A 22004-nucleotide genomic window follows, 5' to 3' on the forward strand; every position below is an offset into this window, starting at 1 on the left:
TGCACCATTATCAAAAAAATAAAGACCTGAAAAATTCAGGTCTTCACTATTATAATTTATCCATTTCCTTGATCAGAAATCCTTGCAGCGGCAGTCGGCCCCATAATGCCCATGCCGGTAACTGCTTACCTTTGAAGCCGATGTTGTTCTTCGCCATATAGACGTTCGCCGGAAATACTGCGACTAAAAACAGCTTGAGCAGCTGCTTCGTCATGCGCCCGGGCTTTCTGATGAACAGACTCAAGCCGAACAGTATTTCTATGACACCGGATAGTTGCACGATGCGTTTCCGGTACGGCAGTGATTTCGGCACGATTTTGCGGAAGCCTTCTTCGTTTTTGAAATGCATGATGCCGGCAAATGTATAGACAGTACCATATAGAAGTCGTCTAAACATTCATATCACCTAAATAGCTGCGGCCGAACTGCGGCAGTGCTACACCGAAGTTATCAGCAACCGTCGCACCGATAGACGCAAATGTGTCGTGACCTTCCAGTTCATGATAATGCTTAACTTTCGGGCTGAACATGAGCAGCGGTACATATTCACGTGTGTGATCGGTACCTGGTGCTGTCGGATCATTCCCGTGGTCGGCTGTAATGATGACGAGATCGTCTTCACGCAGCTGCGGAATGAGTTCGCCGAGACGGTCGTCGAATGCTTTGATGGCATTGGCATAACCTTCTTTGTCGCGGCGGTGGCCATACAGCGCATCAAAGTCGACTAAGTTCAAGAAGCTCAATCCTTCAAAATCACGGCCGACCACTTCCATCAATTGGTCCATGCCGTCCATGTTGTCTTTCGTGCGGATCGCTTCTGTCACACCTTCACCGTCATAAATATCGTTGATCTTACCGATAGCGATGACGTCATAACCTTTGTCTTTCAGTTCGTTCATCACTGTGCGGCCGAAAGGTTTCAGTGCATAGTCGTGACGGTTCGATGTGCGGGTGAAGTTCCCCGGTTCACCGACATAAGGTCGCGCAATAATACGTCCAATCAAATATTTAGGGTCTTTTGTCAGTTCACGGACTTTCTCGCAAATGTCATACAGCTCGTCAAGCGGAATGATGTCTTCATGCGCCGCAATCTGCAGCACTGGGTCCGCTGATGTATAGACGATCAAGTCACCCGTTTCCATCTGGTGTTTGCCGTATTCTTCAATAATTTCAGTGCCTGACGCTGGTTTGTTCGCCACCACTTTGCGGCCGGTCATCTCTTCGATTGCTTTGATCAGTTCATCAGGAAATCCGTCCGGATATACTTTGAATGGCTGATCGATATTCAGTCCCATGATTTCCCAGTGGCCGGTCATCGTATCTTTGCCGACTGATGCTTCGCTGAGCTTCGTATAGAATGCAGCAGGATTGTCCACTGCTTCTAGACCCGGCAGTTCTGCAATGTTCCCGAGACCGAGTTTCTGAAGGTTCGGCAGTGACTCACTGAACCCTTCCAGTGTATGTTTCAATGTATGGCTGCCCGTGTCACCGAAATCAGCAGCATCTGGTGCCTCGCCGATTCCGACTGAGTCCATCACGATTAAATGAATTCTTTTAAACGCTTTAGTCATCAAGACCACTCCTACTCTGTAATGATTGTATGAATCAACGTCGGTGCCTCTGCATGATCGCTGATGTCAATGTTGTCGTATATTTTTTGTTTCACGTCTTCTACGTCTTCGCGGTTCGCATAGATTGTCACGAGCGACTCGCCTTCAGCAACTTTGTCACCGACTTTTTTGCGGAGCATCAAGCCGACTGCAAGGTCGATTGTATCTTCTTTCGTTGCACGCCCCGCACCGAGCAGCATGGACGCAATCCCGATTTCATCCGCCACGATCCGGCTGACAACACCGCTTGATTTCGCCGGCACTTCAATGACGTAATCCGCCTGCGGTAATTTTGAGACGTCATCAACGACACTGCCGTCGCCGCCTTGATTCGTCAGAAAGTCGCGGAACTTCTCAAGCGCTGCACCGTTATCGATGACCGCCTGCAGTTTTTCGCGTGCTTCGTCCAATGTCTCTGCTTTGCCGCCGAGTACTACCATCTGGCTGCCGAGCGTGAGCACCAGCTCATTCAAATCTTCCGGCCCTTCGCCGCGCAGTGTCTCGATCGCTTCTTTCACTTCGAGCGCATTGCCGATCGCATACCCAAGCGGCTGGCTCATGTCAGAAATAATCGCCATCGTGCGGCGGCCGACATTGTTACCGATCTGAACCATCGCATGCGCCAGCTGTTCTGCATCTTCATTGGTCTTCATGAAGGCGCCTGCCCCCGTCTTCACGTCAAGGACGATTGCGTCAGCACCGCTCGCAATCTTCTTGCTCATAATGCTTGATGCGATAAGCGGAATGCTGTTGACCGTGCCCGTCACATCGCGCAGCGCATAGAGCTTCTTATCAGCAGGCGTCAAGTTACCCGTCTGACCGATGACTGCGATTTTGTGTTCATTGACGAGACGCATGAAGTCATCTTCTGAAATTTCCACGTGGAACCCGTCCACTGCTTCCAGCTTATCGATTGTACCGCCTGTATGTCCGAGGCCGCGGCCGCTCATCTTAGCTACTGGAATGTCAAGCGCTGCGACAAGTGGTGCGAGTACTAACGTCGTCGTATCACCGACGCCGCCGGTTGAGTGCTTGTCGACTTTGACGCCGTCGATCGCTGACAAATCTATCTGATCGCCGCTTTCTACCATCGCCATCGTCAAGTTCGCTCGCTCTTCATCGTTCATATCCTGGAAATAAATTGCCATCGCTAAGCTCGATACCTGATAATCCGGGATATCCCCGTTCGTATATCCATTGACGAAGAACTGAATTTCTTCTTTCGTCAACGCACCGCCGTCACGTTTCTTTGCTATGATATCTACCATTCTCATGTGAATATCTCCCCTTCGTTTGTCAGATAAAAAAGCAGACGGATTAATAGTTTCCGTCTGTTGTTTGTCCTTGCAGAATCTGCACCCCGGCACTTGCCCCGATACGTGTCGCACCCGCTTCAATCATTTTGTTCACATCTTCGGTTGAACGCACGCCGCCTGATGCTTTGACACCCATGTCAGAACCGACTGTGTCGCGCATTAATTGAACGTCTTCTACTGTAGCACCGCCTGTAGAGAAGCCGGTTGATGTTTTGACGAATGTCGCACCCGCTTCTTTCGCTAGCGCTGACGCACGACGTTTCTCGTCGTCAGTTAATAGACTCGTTTCTATGATGACTTTTGTCGTCACCCCATCTGCTGCAGCGACCACTGCTTTGATGTCTTCAAGCACAAGCGCGTCGTTACCTTCTTTTAGAGCGCCGATGTTGATGACCATATCGACTTCACCGGCACCGTTTTGAATCGCATCCTTCGTTTCGAATGCTTTGACCGCTGATGTCGTTGCACCGAGCGGGAATCCGATCACTGTGCAGACCAATACGTCAGTGCCCTGCAATGCTGCTGCACATCGCTTGACGTGAGTCGGGTTGACGCACACGCTCATGAAGCCATGTTCTTTTGCTTCAGCGACCAATGTGTCGATTTGAGATGTTGTTGCTTCTGGTTTTAATAACGTATGATCAATGTATTTAGCTAATTCCACTGAAAATTCCTCCTTTTTATCAACTTCATTATACCCCATCTGCTGTAAATAATCATGTCTTGTCATGCTCTTTGAACCATTCATCCATCAAAAAAGGACTCCCGCATATATACGGAAGTCCGTTTCTTCATTATTTGCCTAAATAAGAGGCAAACATCCAGTTATGCTTTTCAAACTGTGTGATCATACCGAGAATCATATCTGCTGTCATTTCGTCTTTTGCTTCTTCAGCAATGTGCTGTCCTTCTTTCAACTGTTCAATCAGCTTCTGAAGATCTTCAGATAAATCACGGACCATCTCTTCAGCAGTCAAGTTCTTCCCTGCTTCCTTGATAATGGACTGGTCGAGACATTCTTTCAATGTCGCAACCGGATGACCGTTGATGGCAAGCACACGTTCTGCTGTTACATCAAGATACTGGCTGACTTCATTGTACATTTCCTCAAATTTCACATGCAGCGAGAAAAAGTTCGGCCCTTTGACATACCAATGATAGTTGTGTATTTTTGTGAACATTACCGTAAAATTCGCAACCTGCTGATTCAACACGTCAATAACAGGTGAATCTTCTCTCTCTTTCGGTGCTTTAGTGACTTTCTTTGAAACTGTCGTCTTCTTATCTTTAGCCATGAACAAACGCCTCCTAATGATTGTTGGTTTGACACTGATAATTCTGTACACTATGTCTTTACCCTGAATTTCCGGGTATAATACATTAAAAAGGAGGGTCTTATGTTTAAACATTATATTGTTCCTGTCTTACTTGTCATATTAATGGCTGTGTTGTTATTCACCATCGACTGGTGGAAAAATCCGCTCTCTGACTTACTGCATACGGACAGCTATATCATCACTATCATCATTATCGCGATCCTTGCCGGCATCATCAGCTATATCTACAGCCGCATCGCCTACAAAGTCGATAATGACCCGTCTCTTGAACACGCTGAGCAGGACCGTCAGTCGTTCAAGAAGTTCTCACTGATGAACATCGCATTGATCATCACATTTTATTTTGCGCTCGGTTCCATCATGCTCGTCACATTGAATCAGGCACCGCTCTGGCTCGGCATCGCAAGTATCATCGTGCTGATTTTCGCCATCGTCCTCCGCTATTACGGCTACAGCATGATCAACAAGCTCTACCCTGAACGCGAGCTGCCGAATAACTTTGAATCGGATTTTGATGACAAGCTCATCGATTCACTGACAAAGGACGAAATGATCGTCATTTTCACCGGCCTTTACAATGCCTTCAAGATGACGAATATTCTGCTCCCTGCTATCATGCTGTTCATCACGCTGTACGGCTATGCGACAGGTCAGTCGCAGCACTTCGCACTCAGTCTGATTGCCGGCAGTGCAATGCTCATCAACATCGTCTATCAGTTCACCGTCAGACGCATGATGTAAACAAAACGGAAATCCATGTCGGATTTCCGTTTTTTCATTTTATATTTAACTGCTTTCTTTTCAGGTTGAAGTGTGAAAAATAGTGCGGCAGCCGACGTTTGAAGGCCATGTTTTGGCTTGTTTCATGATTTTCCTTCAAACGTGGCCCGCTAATCCTGTTTAAAGGCCATGTTTCGCCCAATTTCTTGTTTTTCCTTCAAACGTGGCCCTCTAATCCCGTTTGAAGGCCATGTTTTCAGCCACTACCGACAGTCCTATAATTACATTCCGGTATTAAGCTGTTCTTTGACTGTACTCCGGCCGTCAATATCAATTGAACCGCTGTACTCCACTAAGTCGATATGGCAGCCGGTGCCGATTGTCACATGTCTCCCTCTGACGACATTCGCCGTGACATGTTCCAGCGTAATATCATCCCCTTCAATCAATTCACTTGTGAGCATACCTTCTTGACTACCAAAGTTGAACAGACCGCCCGAAGCTTTCTTTTTAACGATGATATGATTGCCGCCGAGCTCCCTTATGAAGGACTCATTGATCAACTGGAGCGTGATCTCATCGGCATTGAGCAGCCCGTCGATATGAACTTGACCGTTACTCGTGAACTGTTCCACTTCGCAGTTGCCGGAAATAGATGTCTTCCCCGACACCCCAAAGACATCACCGTAACAATTGCCGTCAATAGTGAGTTTTCCGTTATTATGATGATTCTTGACTGTGACATCCCCTGTCACTGAAGTCTTTCCGTTAGTCTTCAGCTCATCTGCTACTATATCGCCTGCGACCATCTTACCTTGAACGCTGACTGTGTCGGCGCGGAGCACACCTTTAACCACCATACTTCCTGAAACAGCGACATTCGCCGCTGCTGCATCTCCTTCGATCACGGCTTTACCCGATACGTTGATATCATCATAAGTCCCAGCTGTAAGTACTGAAGATCCACTGATTTTCATTATGTCATCCCCTTAAATAATTGATTTTCAACTGCGTCACTAATTCCTGGTAGCGCCTTTCAAATACAATAGTCGACTGCTGATCGACACATACATTGCCTTCTGCCGCAATGAACAGCCCGATGCCGCGCTTACGAACAACCATCAGCGACATATCCTGCTTCAAGTCGATTGTTGTCAACACTGCTACAGCGTCTGTCACTTCCTGCTCTGTCAATTGTCCACTTGATAATGCTTCATCAATGAACACGAGTATGACGGACTTCTCGAGTGTCACACTGTTACGATCAAAGCTGACATATTCCCATAGATAATCGGGAAACACTGCTGCATCAAAGTTATCTGTCGTTTCAACAGGTGCCCCCTCATTAAACAATGTCACTAAGTCATCCAGTGAATGTTCATCTTTCAATGCTTTGATCTGCTCGATACGTTTGACTATCAATGCGCGGGGAAAGAAAGCCTCCTGACCCGTATAAGTAGATTTTCTAATAAACCACTCTTCCGGAATCAACTTTTTCCGCTTCCACCGGTATAACTGGCCGTAACTGATATCGCACACTTTCAGCAATTCTTTTTTAGAGATTAAGTCATCCATATTGTCACCCCACTATTAATATAACATAACACTGTTACGAAGAACAACTCAAAACAAAAACCCCGACGCTTCCACGCCGGAGTTCCTGTTACTTCAAATTATTCAAGTAAACATCTGCTACTTGCTTCTTCTTTGCATCGTCCGCCATGAAATACCAGAGGCCGTCATCCAACACTTGTCCTGTGCCTTCAAGCTGATATTTGTCGACGTTGTTCAATGTCGCTGCGTAGCCGTTTCTTAACTCTGTCAGCTCTGAGAACGTCACGTCTGTCACAACATTGCCTTTCACTGTCTTGAGAATGCTGTCGAGCTTCGTCACAGTGCCGACGTTCATTGCTTTCTGTGCCAGCCCTTGAATGACAAGCTGCTGACGCTCCTGACGTCCGAAGTCGCCACCTGCCCCGTTCTCTTTACGGCTTCTAATGAACGCCATCGCAGCATCGCCGTCAAGGTGAGCCTTCTGCCCTTCGACGAAATGGTAGTCACGGACATCGAATGTCGCATTGCTTGTCACATCGATGCCGCCGAGCGTATCGATCATTTCTTTCATGCCGTCCATATTGATGGTCGCATAGTAATCAATCGGTACCCCCATCAACTTCTCGACTGACTTGACCGCCATATCCGGGCCGCCGTATGCATAGGCATGGTTGATCTTCTCGTAGTCGCCCTTGCCGACCATCTCGCTGTACGTATCACGAGGAATAGAGATCATCACGGTCTTCTTCTTCTCCGGATTGATGCTGAGCAGTATGATTGAGTCACTGCGTCCTGCATCGCCTGTTGCTAATCTGTTTTTGTCTGAGTCGACACCGAACAGTGCGACTGAAATTGCTTCATTGTTTTTAATGCTGACCTCTTCATCACGCAGATCGGACTTCGAACGCCCCGAAATCGGTTCATGAATCGCGTCTGCTGTGCCCTTCACTTTGAAGTAGGCATAGCTGACGATACCTCCAATGATCAATAGACTTAATAATACAAGCAGTAGAAAGCATCCCCATTTTCTTTTCTTCATATATACACCTCAACCAATAGTCTACTTTTATTATACACGTTTTGCATCCACCTTAAGACTGATAATTAACAACAAACAAAAAATAATAAATATAAAATCAGCACCGACAGACCGACCGCTTCTACTGCCTGCTGCCAGAACACACCATCGACGTCAAACAGAATGACGACGAGACTGAACAGCGCATAGATCACGACCGCGTAGCACGCACTGTTGAACAGCCACCACGCCCCGCTGCAGACGATGACAAACAAGATGCACAGCGCCATACACAGCACACACTCCACCATTTTCAATACAGCCACTTCTTCACCTCCCTGCTACATATATCGATGGAAGTGACACGAGACGACCATTGACCAAAGGTGAATAAAAAGGGGTATAGTTAAAGATAAGATAAGGAGGAATGCCGTATGAGAAAATTGACACCCGACGAAATCGCCCATCTGACGCAGGGGACTTATCCGCACGACCAGACGAGCTGTCCGCATGACCATATTGTCACGGTCGAACCAGCAGGCACACTTTTTATTTGCCTGGACTGCGGTATGGAACATATGACACTGGAAGACTTCGAGCGTTCCGAACCATTCATTTAGCTGCTATTTCCATCGATGCTGGTCATCATTGACAGTGCTTCAATACCTCCGCCGTTACTCACAGATATCATCACCCCACTTATGGTTATACGATTTTCTGATTAAAAACTTGACATATAAACAAAATATGTCTACTTAATATGCAAAATAAGATATATATTATGCGGATTCATTATTATTGTGCCAGTTTCATTTTATACTCATATAATTATTTTAAAATAATCTTATTTTCTTGATAAAATTGTTTAAGATTAGTAAGATGAGGTACTTAATAATGTTATGAAAATGTCCAATAAAGACAGTACACTATTAAAATTTAATTTTAAAACGATAGTATTACACCAGCACTTTTTGAATTATACTCATTGTTTATGTGTATTTTTTCAATGATTTAAACATTGTCTGTGAATATGCCATTCACATACTCAACAACATTATCATGACTAAAGAAAGGGTGAGTGTCATGAGACAACTACCATTCAACACAAAAATCATCTTCCTCTCTGTTGCGCTTGCACTCCTGATCAGCTTGAGCTCTATGGGAGTCAATCTGCTGTTTGAGCCGATTTCGCGCCCATCATTTGAACTCCTGCTGCTATCTACGTTGATCAGTTCAGTGATCAACTACAGTGCCTGGAGCATGATCTACAACTATGTACGGCGTCAGCTGGAAGACGTGCTGGAAGACGTAAAGACCGGTAATTTCAGAGAAGAATCATGTACAACAGCGGACAGCACATCGCTGCTCACTAAAGAAATACATGAGACGCTGAACACACTGCAGACAAACATGTACAAAGATGAACTGACCGGCCTGCCGAACCGCCAGGCGCTCATTCAATACTTCAATAATGACATCAAGTCGAACGATGAACGACTCCATTACATCACTTTGTTCGACGTCGATAACTTCAAGACCATCAATGATACGTATGGTCATAATATCGGGGACGAAGTGCTGATAACGATCAGCCAGCGGTCTAACAGCATTTTACTACCGAATGAACGGCTGTTCCGGCTCAGTGGAGATGAATTTGTGCTCGTATCATCACTCAAACGAGACGAGCAGCATTTTCTCTATACGACGAAGCTGCAGGCAATGTTCCGGCACCCGTTTGATATTCAAGGTATTGAGATGCCGATGGATATCAGTCTCGGTACAAGTGAATACGGCATTGACGGCATGGAGCTGAAGACGCTGATGAAGAAGGCAGATGAAGCAATGTACGCCAATAAGAACAGCAAGAAGTACTACAAAACCACTTGAAGGGAAGAATCTCTATGCATATGATAGATTACTGGTCTAATTTCGTCTTTCTCTATCCACTACTCATGGCCATCGTCTGGCTTGCAGGATCTATCATCTATTACTTCCGGCGCGAGCGTGCCGGTTCAAACGACATCCCGACCGACATCGACTGGCCGCTTATCAGTATTCTAGTGCCCTGTTATAACGAACAAGATACTGTCGAAGAAACAGTCGACAATTTGATCAAGCTCAACTATCCTCATAAGGAGATTATACTGATCAATGACGGCTCAAAGGATCATACAGCTGACATCATTATGAAGCTTGCCGGTCAGCATGACATCGTCCGGGCCATCAACAACCAGGAGAACAAAGGTAAAGCCAATGCACTTCGCCTCGGTCTGTTTGCATCGCACGGTGAATACTTACTATGCGTTGATTCAGATGCGATTATCGATAACGATGCACCGTATCACTTGATCAAGCACTTCTTCCACAAAGGCGAACGCGTCGCGGCAGTAACAGGTAACCCGCGGATTAGAAACCGTGACACACTGCTCGGCAAACTGCAGGTCGTGGAATACGCATCAATCATCGGTTCAATTAAGCGCACGCAGCGCATCATCGGTAAGATCATGACAGTGTCAGGTGTCATCGTCGCATTCCGTAAGAAAGCACTCGTCGACGTCGGTTTATGGGATGTTGATATGATTACAGAAGATATTTCTGTATCGTGGAAGTTCCACGAACGATTCTGGGACATCCGCTATGAGCCGCAAGCACTGTGCTGGATGCTTGTCCCTGAGAAGATCGGCGGCTACTGGAAGCAGCGTGTCCGCTGGGCACAAGGTGGTCAGGAAGTCATCATGCGCCACTGGGGTGTATTGAAGAGCTGGAAGTATCGACGCCTCTGGCCGATCTACATCGAACAATGGCTCAGTATCTTCTGGAGCTATTCACTGTTCCTGCTCACTATCTACTACCTGCTGTTTCAAGTCAACTCATTCCAGGACTTGATGCTGCTGTTAACATTCTCAGCATTCACATTGACCATCGTCGCAGTCATACAGCTGACCGTGTCGCTGTTGATCGATGCGAGGTACGATGACGTCAGTAAGATGTACTTCTGGATTGCCTGGTATCCGTTCGTCTACTGGATCATCAATGCAGCAATTGCTGTCGTCGCATTTCCGAAGGCCATCAAATCACGAATCAAAGGAGGTTATGCAGTATGGTCAAGCCCCGACAGAGGAAACAGAGAAGAAACGACTTAATCGTCAGAACGAAGAAAAATCCGGTCGTTGAAACCTTCATGTTCATCCTCTCTACACTGCTCTGGCTGTATGTCTTGTATGCCGTGACGTTCTTCATCGCTGCATATTTCAAACTGCCCATTGATATTGTCAACATTCTGCGTATCGTATTGAACTTGAAGAACAATGACATCATTAACTTCAGTGCCTCACTCTTGTACTACACCCTCTTCATCTTCGGACTGTTCTACTTCTGGGGGCTGTACAACAAACTGCGCTACGGCAGACTCAACCGCCGGAAGTATCCAGGAGCAACGACGACAGACGAACTGCTGAACTTGAACTATATCCAGCGAGACGTCTACGAAGAACTGCAGAGTGCTAAGACCATCACATTCGAACGCAATCCGATCAGAGACGAGAAAGTCGAGAAAGCTCATGGCTAAAGCCAGAAGCATCCTTCTCTGGATCGTTATCCTGATCATCGTGATGGCACTTGGATGGTGGATCTACCGTAACATTATTAACGACAAGTCAACAGAAGACTACAAAACATTGGAATCAGAGAACAGCTGTCTTGCGCTGAACTACCATAGAATCAGAAGCGGGAACTTGTACGAACGCATGCTGAAGACGATGTCGAACAGCAATGAACTGCAGAAGTACAGTGTGTTTCAGGAAGACTTCGATGCACAGCTCAAGTGGATGACAGAACACGGGGCGACGTTCGTGTCGGAGAAAGAACTGCAGCACAGCTACGAAACACAGCAGTTCCCGAAAGGATGCGTCTGGCTGTCGTTTGATGACGGCGACAAGACGATGGTTACAAACGCCCTGCCCGTGCTTGAAAAATATAACGTCCCAGCGACCGTATTCGTCATTGCAGGACAGGTCGGCAATCCGTCGTTCAATAATATTGAACTCGCGACGTGGGGAGAATTAAGAGCTCTGCAGGAGAGCGACTTAATCTCATTCGGTTCACATACCTATGATATGCATGAGCTGGTGGATAACACGCCGATCTTTAATCAAGTGCCCGCGGAGCAGTTCAAAGCGGATTTGGTGAAGAGTAAGAAGACGCTTAAGAAGGAACTGGGGATTGATGTGAAGACCTTTGCGTATCCGTATGGGAATGCGACTGATGACACGATAAAAGTCGTTAAAGACGCAGGATTCGACTATAGTTATATACTCGCTCCCGCGGCGGTGACGACGGATAATTATGAGTACTTGATGAACCGAGTGATGGTCGATGATGATACGTTTGAACATCAAGTGAAGCATTGGAAAGGGTTTAGACAATAATTTATCCTCATCTAAAAAACCAAGGCCCAGGCCTTGGTTTTACTGTTTATTAAGAATCAAATGATCCAGCTCTTCATTAGTGACGTTTTTCAAATCCTTGAACCTGATGGCAAAGAATATCATTCCTATAAGCCCCCATACACCAAGTGCAATATATGACGGTGTCGTCAAAGACGCCGGTGAACCAGGATATAGCAGCAGCACAAGAAAACCAGACGCGAACATTGCACCGACTAAACTGATTAGTCTGTACAGTCGTCTACCTTTAAATACCTTAAAAGCGACTAAACATGTGGTCAAGTAAGCGATCGATACACCTGTTGCACTCATATCAACAATCCATACGAGTGCCGTACGACCGAGCCACGGTGCGAGGAGACATATGATCGTGACAAACAAGACACTGATATACGGCGTCTGATATTTCGGATGTAAGCGACTAAAGACTGTAGGAATGAACTTTGCACGACCAAGAGCGAACATCAGACGGCTTGTCGACATCAGGAATCCGTTCAGTCCTGTGAAAATACCAAACGAAATAGCGAGTGATAACATCAGTAGACCTATGACACCCATTGAGTTCTGTATCACACTGCCTGTCACCCAGATGCCGTCCGCTTCATCATCAAAGATCCAGCTCGTCACTAGTGTCATGACAATATAGGTAAGTGCCGCAGCAATTAAGCTGAACGCAATCAGCTTATACGTCTTGTTCGGCGGGAAATCAAATTCCTCAGCACTCTGCGGGATGTTATCAAAGCCGACAAAAGCCCACGGACTGATGGCGACAATAGAAAGAATGGAGGCAGTCCAGCCGACACTCGGGTTGTTCAATGGTTTCAAGTTATCCAGCGAGAAATCACCGACAAAGAAACTAATCAAGAAGAGCGAGACTACCATAAGAGCCAGCAGGAGACAGAAGAGATACTGCAAGTAGCCTGACATGCCGGTGCCTTTAATACTTATGTACGCGAAAATGATCAGTATGAGTGATGCGACGATAATTTCTGTCAAATAGACGTCCCAGCCGGCGAGACTGTAGAGTCTGACTTTGAGAAACTGGTCGGGGAAGACGAATTTGAACAGCAGCGCGAAGGCGGAAGCGTTCAAAGCGACGATGCATAGGTAGCCGAGCACTAAAAACCATGAGGCGATGAACGATACGTAGCGACCGAAACCCGCGTAGGCAAATGCGAAGGCACCGCCGGATACGGGGAAGTGTTTGACTAGTGCGCCGTAACTGAAGCCGATAATCATCATCATCAACGCACCGATGACAATACCAATAGCAGTACCAATCGGACCAGCCTGCTCAATCCAGTCGCCTGGTAAGATGAATGCACCCCACCCGACACATGAGCCATAAGCAATCGCCCAGACGAATTTCTCAGATAAGGATTTCGTTAACGTTGTCCTGCTTGTGTTTGAATGAGATGGACTCATAATGACCTCCGATAAATGTGATTATTGATTTTTATACCCTATAATAAAAAGATCATCACCTAAATGATAGGTAATGATCTCTGTTATTCATCAATCCATTGGTACAATCCTAATCGGTAACCCATCAATTTTCTAAACTCAGACCACCAAATCGCATTAGCATTAGAGCGTTCAGTCCAGTGCTGTTCTTTAGTATTGAGAGCACCGACGATATTGATTTCGTAGCCATCTTCATTTAATCGGTTTAGTATAAAACGTGACCGCCTGATATGATAATCACTCGTGACAACCAATGCTTTCTTATAACCATTCTTCTTCATGACATCTAGGGTTACGACAGCATTCTTATACGTACTAGTCGCTTGTTGATCTAATATTAACGCACTAGCAGGAATACCAGCGGCAACAGCTGCTTGAGTAGTTAGGTCATTCTGTGATGGAGTAAATAACACTTTCTTACCATAGCCTAATTTATAAAGTTCTGCTGCTTTTTCTAACCTACCATTATCACCTGCAAATACTACGATTAAATCAGAGTGTTCTGGAATATCAGTTCGTCCTAAGTCCAAACTATTTAATAATAACGTGTACAATAAAGCGATAAATAATACTGCTACTATTACAAAATATTTAATATTATTAAACATCTTAATGAATTACTCCTTTTATTTATCATTGCGAACTACTTTAAATCCGATACCAATAATTAAGTGATTGAGGATAATTTATTAAATTTAACTATAATCTCAGCCCTATTCCTCCATACATTATTAATAAATCTGTATTTTCAATTCGAATTAATCAGAGAATATAGGTTTAAAATATAAAACATGTAGGAAACCGGAAATTTAAAATTTCCGGTTTCCTACATGTTAGTTTTGCCTTTAACATATTACTAATGACTTACACCTTTAGAAGTAATTACACCTTTAATGGTTTGCCATATAATCCACATGTCGAACATAAAACTTTGATGATCTACATAATACTTATCGTATTTTACTTTTTCATCATCTGAAATCTCGTCACGACCCATGACCTGGGCATACCCTGTAATACCCGGTTTGACTTTATGAATACCCAAGGCAGTTCTTTTCTCAATCAATTCATACTGATTATAAAGTGCTGGACGTGGACCTACTATAGACATCTCGCCTTTTGCCACGTTGATCAACTGCGGCAGCTCATCAATAGATGTTTTTCTAATAAATTTCCCAACTGGTGTGATATAAGATACTCCTTCACCTAATTTAGCTGTTTCAATATTCGGAGTATCTATAGCCATTGATCTAAATTTATAAATAGTAAATAGTTTATTATCTAGACCTGGACGCTGCTGCTTAAATAAAACCGGTCCTTTAGAGTCTGTCTTAATAGCTATTGCTGTTACAACTAAAATAGGAGAAATGACCGCTAAACCTACTAAAGAAGACGATAAATCAAAACTTCTTTTGATCATTCTTATTTGCCTCTTTTCATTGATAAATACTCTTCTACTTCTTCTTTAATTCCTTCTTTAAAACTTACTGGATCATAACCAAAATCTCTCTCGGCACTGAGATGAGGAAAATTCTTATCCTCTTTCATTCGTAAAACTTGTTCTTCATTAATGGGAAATTTCGGAATTATCCTATTACCAACTAGAGCACTATAGTAACTTAATTTAATTGGAATATTAATTATTTTAACGTGAGAATTTAATTCAGCAGCAACTGTTTTAACTAGTTCTTTATATGTAATAGGATACTTTCCAGAGAGAATATAACTCTTATTTTTTGTTATTTCAGGTGTCATCAAAACGTTATAATAAGCTTTACCTAAATCTTTAGCATGTACTGGTTGCATTAGATTTTTACCTAAGCCAAAGAGTGGAAATACAGGGGACTTGTCAATAAATTTAACTAGCTTAAACATATTTTGATCCATAGATGAGCCGTAGATCATTGTTGGTCTTAATAATGTGATGTTTATATCATCTCTATATTTTTCTAGTTCTTTTTCAATAGCGATATATTCTTCAGATGCAACTTTAAAGTTAGAGTATATACCAGTAGTATGGACGCCAATAAACCAATCGACATTATTTTGAACAGCAGCTTCAAGAATGTTCAAAGAATATTTGATATGGGCAATTTGTATAACAGTATCAACATTTTGAGTTACTTTATTAAGAAATTTTTTGTCATCTAAATCACCAATATGTTTTACTATTTTAAGCGAAGAGTTATCTAATATATCAGTTTTAGAACTTTCACGCACCACAACATTTACTTCTCCATTAAAATTATTGGTCTCGAGATTGTTTAAAAACCATTTTCCTGAGTGTCCTGTAATACCGGTAACAAGAAGCTTCATTATGATAATCTCTCCAAATCTTTTATTAGTATATTAATAAAACTATCTTTCCCAAAATGTTTTCTATAATATTTCAAGCCATTTTGACCTTTTTCCATTAATTCGTCTTGATTCTGAACAAAGAAGTCAATATTTTTAGTAAGTTGTTCAGCATCTTCTGCGTGTGCTGTGATTCCACAATCTGCTTCCTTGATTACTTCAGCTGCTTCACCATTTATAGATCCTAAAATAAATTTCCCACTATTAAGGTAAGTCTGTAATTTAGCTGGCATCGTATAAGAAATAGCTTCATCATCTTTCAAGGAAATAATCAAAGCATCAGAATAATGTAAATAACTATCCATTTGTTCAACAGGTTTTCTTCCATGAAAAATTACTTTATGAGTAATCTCCAAATCTTCAACAAGTTTCTTTAAAGTTTCTAACTGAGAGCCATCACCTATAATATTTAATTGAACATTATCGCTTTCGATAATAGACATAGCATTAATAACAGTATCTAGAGACTGCATTTCTCCAATATTACCGGTAAAAGTAATATTTATTTTTTTACTATCATAAGGACTTTTCTCTATGATAGTTGTGGATGTTTCGACAGCATATTGAGGATTATAGATAAATTTTTTCTTAACGTTTAATACGTCATTGAAATATTTAGTGAATTGACGACTAGAAATATGGATAGAATCTGCTTGTTTGTAAATTCGTTTACTTATCATTTTAAAAACGTTATAAACAAATGTGTCTTTTTTGATACCTCCAGAAACTAAACTTTCCGGCCATAAATCCAAACAATAAATCACAAGATTTTTTTTGAATTTCTTTTTGTATTTTATAGCGGGGATAGCCATAAATACTGGCGATAATTGATATACATATAAAACATCAAAACTGTCATCTAAAGAGTTTACATATTTATTAGCTTGTTTTACATAAGAAATATAATTTAAAAATAAGTTTTTACTACCAGTTTTTCTCGGTCGCACAGGTAATCTAACTAAATTTACCCCATCTTTGACTTCTATTCCTGCCTTATAACCTTTTAATATTTTTCCTTTGGGATAATTCGGAAGTCCGGTAATCACTGTTACCTCATTACCAGCTCTAACAAGCTCTTTCATTTTATCATGAATAAGAAATGGTTCAGGCTCATAGTATTGAGAAAAGACTAAAACTTTCATTATAATCTCCAATAGTTAATTGTATGATTTTTTGCTTCATCAGGCTTATAAAGACCTTTGATATCAATAATTACTCCTGTTTCTTCATCATTATTTTTAAGTTTATTTACTAAAATATCTAATGATAAATCTTTAAATTCATCATGATTAACGCCAATAATGATCCCATCATATTGCATATTATCACTTAATTCATCAAGATGGATATTATATTCTCTTTCAGCTTCATTTTTATCTACTAATGGATCAACTACTGTTAAACTTACATCGTATTCTTTAAGGCTCTGAATTACATCAGCCATTTTGCTATTTCGACAATCAGGAGTATTTTCTTTAAATGCCAGCCCTAAAACTAATAAGTTAGCACCTTTAACTTTTTTATTACCTTTAATTAATTGTTTAATCGTATTTTCTGCTACAAATCGAGCCATATGATCATTAATGCGTCTACCAGTAGAGATCAACTCTGAGTGATAGCCTAATTTTTCAGCTTCATAGATGAAGTAATAAGGATCAACTCCAATACAGTGTCCCCCTACTAGTCCTGGTGTAAATCCCAAAGCGTTCCACTTTGTATTCATTGCTCGAACTACTTCCAAAGTGTCAATATTCATCTCATTAAAAATCATTGCTACTTCGTTCATAAATGCTATATTAATATCGCGTTGACTATTTTCAATAACTTTAGTAGCTTCTGCTGTTTTAATATTACTTACTTTTACAACTCCTACTTGTACTACGATTGAATAGAGATCAGCTAACTTATTAGTAGTAGCTTCATCCTGTCCTGCTACAATTTTTTTAATATTTGATAACTTATGAACTTTATCACCTGGGTTAATTCTTTCAGGTGAATATCCAACATAAAAGTCTCTACCACATACTAATCCAGAAGTTCTTTCTAAAATAGGTACACATATATCTTCAGTTACACCAGGATATACTGTTGATTCGTATACAACATAACTATCTTTACTAAGATTTTTACCTATTAATTCTGAAGCTGAAATAATTGGATCAAGATTAGGGGATTTGTCTTGGTTAATCGGAGTTGGGACTGCAACAATTATGTATTCTGACTCTTTGATACAAGTTTGGTCAGATGTGAAATTAACAGTACTTTGTTTTATAACATCTGAGCCTATTTCATTAGTCGGATCATTACCTAGTCTATACTGATTAATTTTATCTTCGTTAATATCAAATCCATTCACACTAATATACTTAGCAAACTCAACAGCAATAGGCATACCTACATAACCCATACCAACAATAGTAACTACATTATTTTTCACTATTAATCCTTCTTTCCATCAAATAATTTTTTATATTTTTCAATAGTAGCAGCAACATTCAATTCTTTTTTAATAAACGATTCAAAGCCTGTAAACCTTTCTCGATATTCTTCATCATTAAGAGGTATCAAGCTTTTTATAAAATCAGTAAACTCATCTATATTGCTAAGACTTAAATCTTTTCCAATCTTCTTTTCCTCTAATTTTATCCAAGGTGTATTACTACTTATTAATACGGGTACTTGATTTTGAATAGCCTCAACTATTGAATGACCATAATTTTCACCTAACGTAGGCAAATAAAACAAATCATAATTTCTTAATTGCTCTGATACTTCTGAATTGTTCAAAGGACCTTTAAAGTTAACCTTTATATTTGAACTTAATTTTTCTATTTCCTTTAAACATTCTTCATGATACGTCTTGTCTTCTATAGGGCCAAACAAATCAAATACTATTTCTCCTTCTGTAATTCTATTTAGTGACTTTATAGCAAAATCAATATTTTTCATTTTACTAATCCGTGACACTGAAACAATTCTCAAAGAATTTTTTTCCTTACCAATCCTTAAATTTTCACTGCTAGCTATCGAAGGTAAATTAGGGATAACAGTTACTTTATTATGAGGGAAAAATGATAGAATATCATTCATTTCACTTTCACTAGTTGCATGAAAATGGACATTCTTAAGCAAATTAAACTTTTTGATTAGTCTTATAAAGTTTTTTTTCTTCCTATTTTTCAAATTAAGAGCATTAGAATTTAATTCTCCTCGAGGAGCTACAATATATTTACCCTTCGAGTAGAATGGAATAGTCATATAAAATAACAGAGAAGAAGAAGCAAAAAAACTGTTAATATAAATAATAGTTGGCTTTAGTTCTTTAAGTGCTTTTCTTGTATTGTTAAAAGTAAAAGAATCTGCATAATAAATATTATGTCCATATTTATAAATCCATTTATTTATTTTTATATCTGGATAGTTTTTTTTAGATCCTACATCTTTAGCAACAGTAAGTATATTAATATCATAATTTTGTTTCATATAATCCGTCAGGTTCTTCAAAGACTTAATCGGTCCCCCACCATTTACTCCTGGCAAGTAATAATTAGTAACAATTAAAATTTTCATGAATTCTCCTTATATTTAATAGTATTTTAATGAGAATTTATTTCTTTGTTAATATAAAGATTAAATATATAAGGTAGTATGACTGTCGGTACCATTAAACCCAAATTCAGAGAAATTACAAATCCATATTTCCCAAAGTTTAAAATATCTATAAAAATATACATCAAAGCTAAACTTATAATAATCGCAATTATAAAATAATATATTTGCTGACTAACTTTTCCCATAGCATTCAACAATGTAGTATAAGTATGACAAATAATTGACATTGAGACTATTGTAGAAATTAGAAATATATATAAATAATCAATATTATAATTCTTCCCAATCCAAAGAAAAATCCCATAGTTTACAAAGAAAGTGCTAATAACTATTAAAAGTATAACCACTGATAATAATTTAATAATTCTAATATTTAATTTTTTTATAGAATTAAAATTGTGTTTGGTTAATTCATTTATAACTAATGTTCTTAATGGAGACAGAAAAATGTATGATAATGTTACAAAAATACTTAATAACTTATAGGGCAATTGAAAAGTTACCGAATCTTTTGCTTTAAAGAAATAAGATATAAGCAAGGGCCCAGAATTATATAAAATTATACTTGATACATCAAGAATAAAAAATGCAATTCCAATAGATAATAATGGCCTTATCAATGAAACATCATAATTCTTAAATCTAAATATGGGAGTACTTTTATTTTGTAGAGTATTGAAAAATAGAATTGTAGCTAAAAAATAAATAAGGATATTTATACCAAAATATATAATACCCATGAGAACCAAGTCATTCTCATGAGAAAATGACATTACATACAGTACTACGCAGTTAATAAATAAATTTATAAACTGAATTAAATTTACAAGATAGGATTTATAGAAAGAATGAAAAATGTAAGTGATTGTATTAAGATAAAATACTACAGGAAACATAAGAAAAGATATTAATAATAGTGAATTAACTTCTTTCTTATATGTTACAACATTTAATAAACTAGCCCAGTCAATTATTTGGTTTATTATAAATCCAAAAATAATTAATATACTTAAGGGAATTAGCATAATAATGTATGTAGTAAATATTAATTGCCTTGCTTTTTTCCAATCTTTACTTTCGATTGCTTGTGTCAAATAATTTCTAAGTGAATTAGATATTCCTAAATCCATTACGTAGAACCAAGTAATTAAAGAGAGAATAACTAACCATACTCCATATTTTTCTTGGCTATTCAAATATATGTGAGCTACTCGATAAAATAAGAAATTAGATAATAAAGTTAATATAGTGAATAACGTTATTAATATTACATTAATTTTATATTTGTTCATTGCTTAGATACTTCCCTTTATTTATATATAAACCCCAGAGTAAATAGCATAAAACTCCATAATTATTTGTACTAAACATTATCATTTCACCCATATTGATCATTAATGTACATATAAATAAAGGCAAGGTAACGAAATTAATTTTTTTATTTATAAAAATTATAGATAATATATACGCGATATAACATATTAGTCCAAACAAACCAGAGAATATTATTATTCCAAATAATAAGTTCCCAGCTTCAAAAACATAGTCATCTAACGAAATTGAAGTCCTGTTTAAAGGAATACCAAAACCTATTCCAAATAGGGGTTCACTATTCAGAACATATTTTGCATTCCCTATTTGTCCATATCGTGAAAGCAGTATATCATCAGAACTTTGCCCTTTTCTTATATAGTTGGTTATATAAGAATTTACTAAAGGAAGCGAATATAAAAATCCTAATAATAAACTACTAAGTAAGAGAGTTAAAATTTTAATATTTAATTTTATCTTCGAAAAAATAAATACTAAAAATAGACAAACAAATAACGAGATAAAAGATGTACGAGAATTTGATAACAATAATTCTATAATTGCAATTATTAAAATAATAACGTCTATTTTAGAAATCTTTTTTCTAAGAAATTGTTCTAGCACTATAACTGTAATTGCAATTACCATTGTAATGCCAAATAAATTAGGATGATTTAATATACCTTGAAATGAAAAACCATTTCTTAAATAACCTATTGGACTACGGATAAAAATAAGAGATAAAATAATTATTACTTTATTTAAAGTTGAGAACCAGGTGAAAAAATTGTATAAGTTGTTTTGGATGTTCACCAAAATAACGATAATTACTAATGGCACAAAATAATTTACTAATTTCAAAAAAGAAATATGAGGATATTGTGAAACTATTAAACTAGGTATTAAAAGAAGCATAAATATTAAAAAAGTTGTTAATAAGAAACTTCTAATATTTTTTTGTTTCCACCATTTAGGTAAAATTAATATAAGATAGATCGGTGAAACACCAAAAAGAAGCAAGTATTTAAAACTTTGAATATATACTTCGCTTCCTTCCAAATTTAATCCAGGATTAATTACAAATCTAAAAACTAATATTATTATAAGTTTTAGTAATCCTTCTTGCTTTTTTAGAAAGTAAATACTTGAAAGAATAATCGATAAAAGTAATAAAGGGATGTTTATTAAGCTTAATATCATTAAGCAGATAATCAAAATCCACTCTATTGTTATGTTTAATTTATTCTTGCTAACTATCATAT

The 22004-nt window shown here is 39.4% G+C and carries 24 protein-coding genes; 6 read left to right on the forward strand and 18 right to left on the reverse strand.

Translation table 11 applies throughout. From position 1 onward, the window contains the following. Positions 1-49 precede the first annotated feature (49 nt). From AC3IPL_RS09405 to AC3IPL_RS09425, 5 genes are all read right to left on the reverse strand, one after another. Positions 50-397 (reverse strand): DoxX family protein, encoded by a 348-nt coding sequence (locus tag AC3IPL_RS09405; protein WP_489240808.1) that lies wholly within the window; start codon positions 395-397, stop codon positions 50-52. Beyond that, positions 390-1571 (reverse strand): phosphopentomutase, encoded by a 1182-nt coding sequence (deoB, locus tag AC3IPL_RS09410; RefSeq protein WP_489240809.1) that lies wholly within the window; start codon positions 1569-1571, stop codon positions 390-392. The genes AC3IPL_RS09405 and deoB overlap by 8 nt, the downstream gene beginning before the upstream one ends. An 11-nt stretch (positions 1572-1582) precedes the next feature. Continuing rightward, positions 1583-2884: a pyrimidine-nucleoside phosphorylase gene (locus tag AC3IPL_RS09415; RefSeq protein WP_489240810.1), complete on the reverse strand. Its 1302-nt coding sequence runs from the start codon at positions 2882-2884 to the stop codon at positions 1583-1585. Positions 2885-2927: 43 nt separating this feature from the next. Next, positions 2928-3590 (reverse strand): deoxyribose-phosphate aldolase, encoded by a 663-nt coding sequence (deoC, locus tag AC3IPL_RS09420; RefSeq protein WP_489240811.1) that lies wholly within the window; start codon positions 3588-3590, stop codon positions 2928-2930. Between the two features lie 130 nt (positions 3591-3720). Then, positions 3721-4107, reverse strand: a complete 387-nt coding sequence (locus tag AC3IPL_RS09425; protein WP_489242342.1) for a Dps family protein — start codon at positions 4105-4107, stop codon at positions 3721-3723. A gap of 216 nt (positions 4108-4323) precedes the next feature. Between AC3IPL_RS09425 and AC3IPL_RS09430 the strand changes: the two genes are divergently transcribed. Further along, positions 4324-5004: a hypothetical protein gene (locus AC3IPL_RS09430; protein WP_489240812.1), complete on the forward strand. Its 681-nt coding sequence runs from the start codon at positions 4324-4326 to the stop codon at positions 5002-5004. 260 nt (positions 5005-5264) lie between these two features. Here AC3IPL_RS09430 and AC3IPL_RS09435 read toward each other — a convergent pair whose 3' ends face one another. From AC3IPL_RS09435 to AC3IPL_RS09450, 4 genes are all read right to left on the reverse strand, one after another. Further along, the gene (locus AC3IPL_RS09435; protein ID WP_489240813.1) at positions 5265-5960 is read right to left on the reverse strand and encodes a hypothetical protein; all 696 of its coding nucleotides are present in this window, start codon (positions 5958-5960) and stop codon (positions 5265-5267) included. Between the two features lie 4 nt (positions 5961-5964). Further along, complete coding sequence (locus AC3IPL_RS09440; RefSeq protein WP_489240814.1) at positions 5965-6558, reverse strand: DUF4004 family protein; 594 nt, start codon at positions 6556-6558, stop codon at positions 5965-5967. 88 nt (positions 6559-6646) lie between these two features. Further along, positions 6647-7576: an LCP family glycopolymer transferase gene (locus AC3IPL_RS09445; protein WP_489240815.1), complete on the reverse strand. Its 930-nt coding sequence runs from the start codon at positions 7574-7576 to the stop codon at positions 6647-6649. A 65-nt stretch (positions 7577-7641) separates the two neighbouring features. Continuing rightward, positions 7642-7881 carry a hypothetical protein gene (locus AC3IPL_RS09450; RefSeq protein WP_489240816.1) on the reverse strand — a complete coding sequence of 80 codons (240 nt, stop codon included), beginning with the start codon at positions 7879-7881 and terminating at the stop codon, positions 7642-7644. Positions 7882-7989: 108 nt separating this feature from the next. On the opposite strand from AC3IPL_RS09450, the gene AC3IPL_RS09455 reads away from it, so the two are divergent. The 5 genes from AC3IPL_RS09455 (at position 7990) to icaB (ending at position 11982) form a co-directional block, all read left to right on the forward strand. Next, the gene (locus AC3IPL_RS09455; protein WP_489240817.1) at positions 7990-8175 is read left to right on the forward strand and encodes a hypothetical protein; all 186 of its coding nucleotides are present in this window, start codon (positions 7990-7992) and stop codon (positions 8173-8175) included. Between the two features lie 463 nt (positions 8176-8638). After that, positions 8639-9442: a GGDEF domain-containing protein gene (locus AC3IPL_RS09460; RefSeq protein ID WP_489240818.1), complete on the forward strand. Its 804-nt coding sequence runs from the start codon at positions 8639-8641 to the stop codon at positions 9440-9442. Between the two features lie 14 nt (positions 9443-9456). After that, positions 9457-10698, forward strand: a complete 1242-nt coding sequence (gene pgaC, locus AC3IPL_RS09465; protein ID WP_489240819.1) for a poly-beta-1,6-N-acetyl-D-glucosamine synthase — start codon at positions 9457-9459, stop codon at positions 10696-10698. Beyond that, positions 10656-11123 carry a hypothetical protein gene (locus tag AC3IPL_RS09470; protein ID WP_489240820.1) on the forward strand — a complete coding sequence of 156 codons (468 nt, stop codon included), beginning with the start codon at positions 10656-10658 and terminating at the stop codon, positions 11121-11123. The genes pgaC and AC3IPL_RS09470 overlap by 43 nt, the downstream gene beginning before the upstream one ends. Then, complete coding sequence (gene icaB / locus AC3IPL_RS09475; RefSeq protein WP_489240821.1) at positions 11116-11982, forward strand: intercellular adhesin biosynthesis polysaccharide N-deacetylase; 867 nt, start codon at positions 11116-11118, stop codon at positions 11980-11982. The genes AC3IPL_RS09470 and icaB overlap by 8 nt, the downstream gene beginning before the upstream one ends. A gap of 39 nt (positions 11983-12021) precedes the next feature. On the opposite strand, the gene AC3IPL_RS09480 is transcribed toward icaB, so the two are convergent. The 9 genes from AC3IPL_RS09480 to AC3IPL_RS09520 form a co-directional block, all read right to left on the reverse strand. Then, positions 12022-13425: an APC family permease gene (locus AC3IPL_RS09480; protein ID WP_489240822.1), complete on the reverse strand. Its 1404-nt coding sequence runs from the start codon at positions 13423-13425 to the stop codon at positions 12022-12024. 83 nt (positions 13426-13508) lie between these two features. Then, positions 13509-14072, reverse strand: a complete 564-nt coding sequence (locus AC3IPL_RS09485) for a YdcF family protein (RefSeq protein WP_489240823.1) — start codon at positions 14070-14072, stop codon at positions 13509-13511. A 248-nt stretch (positions 14073-14320) separates the two neighbouring features. Beyond that, complete coding sequence (locus AC3IPL_RS09490; protein ID WP_489242344.1) at positions 14321-14881, reverse strand: sugar transferase; 561 nt, start codon at positions 14879-14881, stop codon at positions 14321-14323. Between the two features lie 5 nt (positions 14882-14886). After that, complete coding sequence (locus AC3IPL_RS09495; protein ID WP_489240824.1) at positions 14887-15780, reverse strand: NAD-dependent epimerase/dehydratase family protein; 894 nt, start codon at positions 15778-15780, stop codon at positions 14887-14889. Beyond that, positions 15780-16961 (reverse strand): glycosyltransferase family 4 protein, encoded by a 1182-nt coding sequence (locus AC3IPL_RS09500; RefSeq protein ID WP_489240825.1) that lies wholly within the window; start codon positions 16959-16961, stop codon positions 15780-15782. Before AC3IPL_RS09500 ends, AC3IPL_RS09495 begins: the two co-directional genes overlap by 1 nt. Further along, positions 16961-18256 carry a nucleotide sugar dehydrogenase gene (locus AC3IPL_RS09505; protein WP_489240826.1) on the reverse strand — a complete coding sequence of 432 codons (1296 nt, stop codon included), beginning with the start codon at positions 18254-18256 and terminating at the stop codon, positions 16961-16963. The genes AC3IPL_RS09500 and AC3IPL_RS09505 overlap by 1 nt, the downstream gene beginning before the upstream one ends. A gap of 2 nt (positions 18257-18258) precedes the next feature. Beyond that, complete coding sequence (locus AC3IPL_RS09510; protein WP_489240827.1) at positions 18259-19389, reverse strand: glycosyltransferase family 4 protein; 1131 nt, start codon at positions 19387-19389, stop codon at positions 18259-18261. A 26-nt stretch (positions 19390-19415) separates the two neighbouring features. Further along, a complete protein-coding gene (locus tag AC3IPL_RS09515) occupies positions 19416-20723 on the reverse strand; it encodes an MATE family efflux transporter (protein ID WP_489240828.1) in 1308 nt (435 codons plus the stop codon). Beyond that, positions 20710-22002: an O-antigen ligase family protein gene (locus AC3IPL_RS09520; protein ID WP_489240829.1), complete on the reverse strand. Its 1293-nt coding sequence runs from the start codon at positions 22000-22002 to the stop codon at positions 20710-20712. Before AC3IPL_RS09520 ends, AC3IPL_RS09515 begins: the two co-directional genes overlap by 14 nt. Positions 22003-22004 lie beyond the last annotated feature (2 nt).

The sequence above is a fragment of the Macrococcus sp. GL_134 genome, assembly GCF_057834705.1.

Bases quoted from the DNA above. Each gene is read 5' to 3' on its own strand.
- AC3IPL_RS09405 (WP_489240808.1), bottom strand. From the start codon at position 397: ATGTTTAGACGACTTCTATATGGTACTGTCTATACATTTGCCGGCATC.
- deoB (WP_489240809.1), bottom strand. From the start codon at position 1,571: ATGACTAAAGCGTTTAAAAGAATTCATTTAATCGTGATGGACTCAGTC.
- AC3IPL_RS09415 (WP_489240810.1), bottom strand. From the start codon at position 2,884: ATGAGAATGGTAGATATCATAGCAAAGAAACGTGACGGCGGTGCGTTG.
- AC3IPL_RS09425 (WP_489242342.1), bottom strand. From the start codon at position 4,107: ATGTTCACAAAAATACACAACTATCATTGGTATGTCAAAGGGCCGAAC.
- AC3IPL_RS09430 (WP_489240812.1), top strand. From the start codon at position 4,324: ATGTTTAAACATTATATTGTTCCTGTCTTACTTGTCATATTAATGGCT.
- AC3IPL_RS09435 (WP_489240813.1), bottom strand. From the start codon at position 5,960: ATGAAAATCAGTGGATCTTCAGTACTTACAGCTGGGACTTATGATGAT.
- AC3IPL_RS09440 (WP_489240814.1), bottom strand. From the start codon at position 6,558: ATGGATGACTTAATCTCTAAAAAAGAATTGCTGAAAGTGTGCGATATC.
- AC3IPL_RS09445 (WP_489240815.1), bottom strand. From the start codon at position 7,576: ATGAAGAAAAGAAAATGGGGATGCTTTCTACTGCTTGTATTATTAAGT.
- AC3IPL_RS09455 (WP_489240817.1), top strand. From the start codon at position 7,990: ATGAGAAAATTGACACCCGACGAAATCGCCCATCTGACGCAGGGGACT.
- AC3IPL_RS09460 (WP_489240818.1), top strand. From the start codon at position 8,639: ATGAGACAACTACCATTCAACACAAAAATCATCTTCCTCTCTGTTGCG.
- pgaC (WP_489240819.1), top strand. From the start codon at position 9,457: ATGCATATGATAGATTACTGGTCTAATTTCGTCTTTCTCTATCCACTA.
- AC3IPL_RS09470 (WP_489240820.1), top strand. From the start codon at position 10,656: ATGGTCAAGCCCCGACAGAGGAAACAGAGAAGAAACGACTTAATCGTC.
- icaB (WP_489240821.1), top strand. From the start codon at position 11,116: ATGGCTAAAGCCAGAAGCATCCTTCTCTGGATCGTTATCCTGATCATC.
- AC3IPL_RS09480 (WP_489240822.1), bottom strand. From the start codon at position 13,425: ATGAGTCCATCTCATTCAAACACAAGCAGGACAACGTTAACGAAATCC.
- AC3IPL_RS09485 (WP_489240823.1), bottom strand. From the start codon at position 14,072: ATGTTTAATAATATTAAATATTTTGTAATAGTAGCAGTATTATTTATC.
- AC3IPL_RS09495 (WP_489240824.1), bottom strand. From the start codon at position 15,780: ATGAAGCTTCTTGTTACCGGTATTACAGGACACTCAGGAAAATGGTTT.
- AC3IPL_RS09500 (WP_489240825.1), bottom strand. From the start codon at position 16,961: ATGAAAGTTTTAGTCTTTTCTCAATACTATGAGCCTGAACCATTTCTT.
- AC3IPL_RS09510 (WP_489240827.1), bottom strand. From the start codon at position 19,389: ATGAAAATTTTAATTGTTACTAATTATTACTTGCCAGGAGTAAATGGT.
- AC3IPL_RS09515 (WP_489240828.1), bottom strand. From the start codon at position 20,723: ATGAACAAATATAAAATTAATGTAATATTAATAACGTTATTCACTATA.
- AC3IPL_RS09520 (WP_489240829.1), bottom strand. From the start codon at position 22,002: ATGATAGTTAGCAAGAATAAATTAAACATAACAATAGAGTGGATTTTG.